Origin of the sequence: Vibrio sp. 1151_11 (genome assembly GCF_029478525.1) — a bacterium.
GTDB classification, from domain to species: Bacteria; Pseudomonadota; Gammaproteobacteria; order Enterobacterales; family Vibrionaceae; genus Vibrio; species Vibrio anguillarum.
This window is the reverse complement of the sequence record NZ_SHMN01000023.1, coordinates 56,204-63,596: the sequence shown is the minus strand read 5'-3', so window position 1 is coordinate 63,596 and position 7,393 is coordinate 56,204. Positions and strand designations below refer to the sequence as shown.

The following is a 7,393-nucleotide window of genomic DNA, read 5'->3' as shown; positions in this document are numbered from 1 at the left end:
CATCGCCAGGCTTTGAATATTGTCTAACCAGACACGCTGCGGAGCGGTAGTTCAGTTGGTTAGAATACCGGCCTGTCACGCCGGGGGTCGCGGGTTCGAGTCCCGTCCGCTCCGCCACTTATTAAGAAGCCCTGCTAGTAATAGCAGGGCTTCTTTCGTTTGAGCAAAAGAGCATTTTATTTTTTATCACTCTCAGGACAGTCGTGTGGTAGCTACACTTTGTTCAATCTATTCTTATTCTTTTCGGTCTCTATGTCTTAGGTATAAAAAAGCCGATGTATTAAACATCGGCTAGAGAGGTATGGTTCAGGAGATTTAGCTACGCAAAGCGGCTTTAGCTGACAGTGCTTTTTTATCTGAGTCTGAAAGAAAGGCTAATTCTAATCCGTTAATTTGCGCTTGTCTGATCTGCTCTTGAGAAAGGCCTGCTTGAAGTGCTGCAACTTCATATTCATGTGGAAGTTCAATACCTTCAACCGCTGGGTCATCAGTATTTAAACAAGCAAGTATCCCGTGCTCTAAAAACTGTTTTATAGGATGATGAGCAAGAGAGTTTACTGTGCTCGTTTGGAAGTTTGACGTTAGGCAAGACTCAATGCCAATACGGTGTTTGGCAAGATAATCCATTAGCTTAGGGTCATGGACGGCTTTTACTCCGTGTCCAATGCGTTCTGCACCTAGCTCTTTAATTGCTTGCCACATACTTTCTGACCCCGCCGCCTCTCCAGCATGTACTGTAACTCTTAGTCCTGCATCTCGTACTTGTTTAAAGTGAGAAATAAATCGCTCGCCCGGCTGCCCAAGTTCATCGCCCGCTAAGTCGACTGCAACAATGTGCTGCTTTTGAGTCAAAATAGCGTCTAGCTCCTGCTGACAAGCATCGGTGCCAAAAGTGCGGCTCATAATTCCTATTAGGTTAGCCTGAATACCGAAGTCTCGAACGCCCGCTTGTACCCCATCAACTACAGCCTCAACAACGCCAGCGGTAGGCAGTTGATGTTTCATAGCCATATAGTAAGGAGAGAACCTCAGCTCAGCATAATCAATTTGAGCATTTAAGGCATCTTCGACATTTTCGTAGGCGACTCTTCGGCAAGCATCGAGATCACCCAATACGGCAACTCCCCAATCAAGTTTTGATAAAAAGGCGACCAATGATGGTTCTGCTTCGACGATTTGTACATGAGGTGTGAGCTCTTCTATGTTGCCAGCTGGCAGCGCTACACCAAATCGTTGCCCTAGTTCTAAGATAGTTTTGGTTCGAATGTTGCCGTCAAGATGGCGATGCAAATCAGTAAGCGGTAGATTTTTAGTTATCATTATGTTTTTCCGAAAGTGTGTATGGCATCAAGTATAAAAATCAATGTGGCCAGTGTCAGCTAGCAAAGAGTATTAAATCACCCAATTCTGTTTATTTGGCTTTTATGTTTACCATATCTGTTGACCATTCGTTAAAAGGGATGGCTTTACTAAACAGAAAGCCTTGTCCCTGAGTGCAGTTAAGCATGGTTAGGAGATGGACTTGCTCTTTGGTTTCAATACCTTCTGCTACAATTTCGACATTAAACCCACGAGTCATGTTGATGATTGCCGCAACGACTGAGCTACTGAGATTTGTCTGTTCGAGCTGCGATACAAACGCCCTGTCTATTTTTAGACAATCGAATGGAAGTTGATGTAAATAAGAAAGGGAGCTGTATCCGGTACCAAAATCATCTATCGCGATATGGATGCCCAGCTCTTTGAGTTTGTTCATGTTTGCTAAAATAACTGGGTCGTTATCAACAATTCTTGATTCTGTGATCTCTAAAGCGAGATTATTGGGTTCAAGCCCCGTTCTTTCCAAAGTCGCTTTGAGTTCATGAACAAACTGAGGTTGAGATAGCTGGTTCACTGAGAGGTTGACGTGCATTTTAAACGTCGATCCCCATTTACCCATCTTGATGCCTTGCATCGTGTCAAAACACGCTTGATACAAGATTTGCTCACCAATCAGGCCAATGAAGCCGCTTTCTTCAGCGATAGGAATGAAGTCCAAGGGGGGAATGATATCACCGCTTGGTGTCACCCAGCGTGCCAAGGCTTCAGCTCCGATGATATCTCCCGTTGATAAGTTTACAATTGGTTGATAATGCGGAATATATTCTTTGTTCTCGATGGCAAGCTTAATTTGAGTGAGCATTTGCGTACGTTTACGAGAAACATCGTCCATCTCTGGAGAGTAATAGCAGATCCTTGAGCGCTCTTGTTTGGCGTGGCTGAGTGCGATGCTACCATTACGTAACCATAGCGCCATAGTATGGAGTGTGTCATTAGGGAGTACGATGCCAATGGAGGCATTGACGACCACTTTTTCATTATGCATTGAGAATGGGACAGCAAACATTTGTAATATGCTGTTAGCCGCGGATTGGGCTTCATTCTGTTGTAAAGAGGGGATGTAAATAGCGAATTCATCACCACCTGTACGAGCAATACATGAGGTACTTGCAAATAGTGTGCGTAATTTTTCAGCAATAATTTGTAATAGTAAGTCACCTTGCTGATGTCCCAAGCTGTCATTAATATCTCTGAATTTATCGATGCCGATAAGCAATAGGCTGCCATTAATTTGATTTGATTGACTAAAGTTATCAATTAAACCTTCACGGCTATAGAGCTTGGTTAGGGAATCGTAGATCAATTGGGAATGCAATGCCTTAAATGAGGCTTTTAGGTTGTTGGCCATTTCATTGAATGAATAAACAAGCAAACTCGTTTCATAAATATTGCCAGCTTTCGGCATGTTACTTTCCCAATCCCCTTTTGCTAGATGCTGAGCAGCAGCCGCGGTGGCGGTAATTGGAGTGGTGATTCGATTAAAGGCAATGAGCCCTATACCAATGCCGATAAGGCTGACAATGCTGCCAATAATCCAACTGTTTTGTTGGTTTTCTGGCAATCGACCAAGTAGATCGGTTTCTGAAATCGAGACGCCAATAAACCATTCGATGCCATGTTTATCTTTAAAGGGAGTGAGATGATTAAAATAGCGGGTGCCATCAACTACCGTTTCGAATTTGTTGAGTGTTGCTGACAGCATTTTGTCATGGTTATCAATATAATGTGCACTGGCTTGGATCACTGGGTTGGCATTTTCGATAGCCAGTAGTCGCTCTCCTTTTGCCGACAGTTCGGTCCCCCAAGAGACAACGGTGCTGGTATTGGAGTGAGCCACCAATCTTTTTTCTGGATCAATAATATACACGTTGGCATGAGTTTTCTGTTGCAGTGAGGCCAGAAACGCATTGAACGTATCGATTTTCACATCAGTCACCAAAACACCGATGAATTTGTTCATAGAGAAAACGGGTGCTAAAGCAGAGAGCGTGATCTCTTGGCGTTCATCAACATTAGTGTAGATTGGCGACCAACTTGGGCTTAAACTTTGTGCAACTGGAGTATACCAGGGGCGAGTTCTTGGATCATAATCGGCAATGGTGGAGCGAATATCTTGATTGATGGTTTTTCCTGAGTAGATCACCAAGTTTTGCTGAGTTCGATTATCTTTCACCATTAAGGTAAAACTATCACCAATCTCTTTGCGAAAGCCCACGTACTCCGCCTGTTCGCCACCAAATCCGATCACATCAATTTGTTCTAGCGGTCGATAAAGCGTTTCAAAACTGGCAAGCAGATATCCTTCTATTTTACTGACATCGTCCGCAGAATAGAACTGACTAAAGCCGATCGTGTGGCTTAAAGCGAGGCTGGCTTGAAAAGGTTCATCGAGAAAACTGATCAGTCGCTGCTCTACATTGGCATTTAATGATGAAAGCTGTTTGCTGCTAATGTCATCAACCATCTCTTCATAACTGTATTTTTGTACACCCACAATCACTCCAATCGTTATGAGGAAAATCATAACAAATGGTAGAACAACGGCTGTTTTCAACGTTATTTGATTCGTAAATGACATGTCGTGTCTTCTGCATCCATACAAATTATCGGTAAAACACGCAAGGTGGTGGGTGATTGCATTGTGCCAGAAAGTGAATCACTACACCTGATCATTAAAAAATTCTCAGTAAAGTTCTTTTAACTTCCTTGTCAACGTATTGCGCCCCCACCCAAGCACCTTAGCTGCATCTTGTTTGTGACCATTGGTGTGATGAAGTGCTGCTTCCAAAAGTATACGTTCAAATTCAGGAAGTGCATAAGAAAGCAGCTCTGTTTCTCCTGAAGCTAATGAAGATTTAGCCCAACTTGCGAGTTGTTGTTGCCAACTTATAGCACTATCAAAGTCACTATTTTTCTTTTCCGACAATAATTCGGAAGGAAGATCACTGGGTAGCACCTCGCTGCCACTGGCCATTACAGTTAACCAGCGACACATATTTTCAAGTTGTCGTACGTTTCCCGGCCATTCAAGACGATTCAAAATGTCAATGCTCTTAGGATGTAGCGTTTTCATTTCTACGCCTAATTCTTTTGCTGCAGAGGCGAGAAAGTGCTTGGTCAGTTTTTCTATATCTTGGCTTCGCTCACGTAGTGCTGGGATATGAATACGAATGACATTGAGACGGTGAAAAAGGTCGTCACGAAACTTTCCTTGATGAACGAGTTTTTCTAAGTTTTGGTGAGTGGCGGCGACAATGCGAACATCAACTTTGATTGCTGAATGCCCTCCTACACGGTAAAACTGACCATCGGCTAAAACACGCAGTAGCCGAGTTTGAATGTCGAGCGGCATATCGCCAATTTCATCTAAGAACAGAGTGCCCCCATTGGCCTGCTCAAAACGCCCTTGGCGGACACTGTTTGCACCAGTGAATGCTCCTTTCTCATGACCAAACAGTTCTGACTCGATGAGATCTTTTGGAATTGCGGCCATATTGAGGGCAATAAACGGTTTTTGGGCGCGTGGGCTATGGCGATGAAGCGCGTGAGCGACTAACTCCTTCCCGGTTCCTGATTCACCATTGATCAAGACTGAGATTGAGGAACGTGATAAACGGCCAATCGCCCGAAATACCTCTTGCATTGAAGGGGCTTCTCCAATGATTTCTGGTGTACTATCAACGCCAGTCTGTTGATTGGATTGTTCTTTGCGCTGCTCCTGACTATGCGCAATGGCACGTTCAACCAAGGTGAGGGTTTCATCGACATCAAAAGGTTTAGGAAGATACTCAAAGGCACCTTTTTGATAGGCATTCACCGCGGCATCAAGATCTGAGTGGGCAGTCATGATGATGACGGGCAACTCAGGAGATCGTGAATGAACTTGGTTTAGCAGCTCAATACCATTCATGCCCGGCATGCGAATATCGGAAACGAGCACATCGGGCGTTTCTCTTTCTAGCGCTAGTAACACACTTTCGGCATCGGAAAACGTTTCGCATTTTATGTTGGCTGATGAGAGCGTTTTTTCCATCACCCAGCGGATCGAACTATCATCGTCCACCACCCAAACGTATCCTTTACTCATAATGTTTATTCCTTAGCAGCAAACCCAATCTGACATCGGTCAAATGGGTAAATAAATAGTAAATGTGGTTCGACCTGGCCAGCTTTCAACCTCGATTTTTCCATTGTGCTGATCGATCAGGTTTTGTGAGATAGAAAGACCCAGCCCCGTCCCACCTTCACGGCCGCTGACCATGGGGTAAAACAGTGTGTCTTGTAATTCGGTAGGAATGCCTGGGCCGTTATCGCTGATTTCTATGCGTGCCACTAACTTATGGCGCTGTCCGTGAATATTGGCTTGGTGCACTGTTCTGGTGCGAAGTGTGATTTTACCATGCGGATCATGAGATAAAATCTGTGCCGCATTGCTGACGATATTCAGTAATGCCTGCTCGATTTGATCGGTATCCATCAAAATATCGGGCAAGCTGGGGTCATAATCTCGTTCAATCACCAAGTGTGTGCTGGCTTCTAGCTCAACCAATTGGCGGACTTTTTCCAAAATTACATGGAGATTTTCAGAGCACTTCTTGCCCGGTTTTTGTGGGCCGAGCAAACGATCAACGAGCGCGCGCAGTCGATCGGCTTGTTCAATAATAATTTGGGTGTACTCAGTGAGACTGTGGTCCGGCAACATTCTTTCTAGCAGTTGCGCCGCTCCGCGTAGCCCACCCAATGGGTTTTTAATTTCATGCGCCAGCCCGCGAACTAAGAGCTTTGCCGCTTGCTGTTGGGCGTGCTGATTGAGCTCTTGTGTTAACCGTCGTTGTTGACCAATTTTGCGCATTTCGACCAAAAGCATCAGCTCGCGTTGCCAAGATATAGGGCTCACGGTCACTTCCAGCATCAGTGGCTTACCATCGACCACAAACGTAACATCGCTATCAGTAATACTTTGGCCACTTTGCAACGGCTGAGAAAGCAGCGCTAAATCAAGAGAAGCGTGCTGGATGAGTTTTGACAGTGGTTGGTTGATAATTCGCTTAGCACTTTGGGAGAAGAGTTGTTCAGCCGCTGGATTGGCATAACGGATACAAAGAGACTCATCGAGCATCAAGGTGGCGGTAACGATATTATTTAAAATCGTTTGGCTTAGCTCACAATTCACGTTTTCATCCTTGTCCGTGTTCCCAAATGATGCAATGCACAACTTTGGTGCATTGCATGGCTAAGTATGGCGCATCGGTGTCAGAAGAAAAAGTGAAACCTGTTGTTATATCGAGCTTATTGGCGAAGAGTTCATCACTTGATGCTGGCTCGATGTAAATGCACCGTCACAGGGTTAGACGATGCAATAATCTTGCCGTTTACAACTACTTGAATTAAAAAGCGATGCGTTCCTCTATCTAGATTTTTCAGCGTCCAAGTAGGTTGAGTGGCGGGGGCGCCATAGGCCTTGTCATTCATGACCAATTGCAACTGTTCATTGACGGTTAAGTTGCGATTGAGTTCGGCGTTGATTGAAATAACGCCCGCATTGCTGCGTAAGGTTTCATCGTCAGCCGGAGAGCGAATTGCAATGGTCAGCGGTTCTATTTTGTTGACATGGGTTGCGGATTTTTCCTGTGGCAGATTTTTGGTGAGCTCAGTGACGGGGTGAGAGGTTTCAAAGGTTGGCTCAGGCGCATCGGCCTGAAAATCAGGAATCGAAATTTGCTTTGCTCCCTTATCTTGTGGGACATCGCTAAGATGCAACACGCCGTTCGCATCCACCCACGTATAGACGTTTTGTGCAATTGAAGTCGCGGAATAAAGCATGATGAGTGTTAGGAGTAAAGTTCGGATCAGATTCACAGGCATCCCCCTATATAGAGATGTTTTCACGTTAAGGGTATCGGCTTTTGAGTGCCGTTATTGTTGTAACGCTAATGTTACGACGTTCGGAATTAACCCCAAATATGAAAAAGGCTCACCTGCGAGGCGAGCCTAATAAATCCGTAACCTAAGT

5 protein-coding genes and 1 tRNA gene are annotated in these 7,393 nt (G+C 44.7%); 1 reads left to right on the top strand and 5 read right to left on the bottom strand.

Annotated elements, in window-relative coordinates; genetic code table 11:
- The first annotated feature begins 40 nt into the window (after positions 1–40).
- A tRNA-Asp gene (locus EXZ60_RS15420) sits at positions 41–117 on the top strand.
- A 198-nt stretch (positions 118–315) separates the two neighbouring features.
- Here EXZ60_RS15420 and add read toward each other — a convergent pair.
- The 5 genes from add to EXZ60_RS15395 all read right to left on the bottom strand — a co-directional run bounded on the left by add (position 316) and on the right by EXZ60_RS15395 (position 7,269).
- On the bottom strand, positions 316–1,320 hold the full coding sequence (gene add / locus EXZ60_RS15415) for an adenosine deaminase (protein ID WP_088728552.1): 1,005 nt from the start codon (positions 1,318–1,320) through the stop codon (positions 316–318).
- 91 nt (positions 1,321–1,411) lie between these two features.
- The gene (locus EXZ60_RS15410) at positions 1,412–3,982 is read right to left on the bottom strand and encodes an EAL domain-containing protein (RefSeq protein WP_277435921.1); all 2,571 of its coding nucleotides are present in this window, start codon (positions 3,980–3,982) and stop codon (positions 1,412–1,414) included.
- Between the two features lie 81 nt (positions 3,983–4,063).
- Entirely contained in the window at positions 4,064–5,467 is a 1,404-nt protein-coding gene (gene glnG, locus EXZ60_RS15405; protein ID WP_277435920.1) for a nitrogen regulation protein NR(I), read from the bottom strand.
- A gap of 39 nt (positions 5,468–5,506) precedes the next feature.
- Positions 5,507–6,553 carry a nitrogen regulation protein NR(II) gene (gene glnL, locus EXZ60_RS15400; protein ID WP_277435919.1) on the bottom strand — a complete coding sequence of 349 codons (1,047 nt, stop codon included), beginning with the start codon at positions 6,551–6,553 and terminating at the stop codon, positions 5,507–5,509.
- Positions 6,554–6,687: 134 nt separating this feature from the next.
- Positions 6,688–7,269 carry a DUF4124 domain-containing protein gene (locus tag EXZ60_RS15395; RefSeq protein WP_277435918.1) on the bottom strand — a complete coding sequence of 194 codons (582 nt, stop codon included), beginning with the start codon at positions 7,267–7,269 and terminating at the stop codon, positions 6,688–6,690.
- Positions 7,270–7,393: the final 124 nt, after the last annotated feature.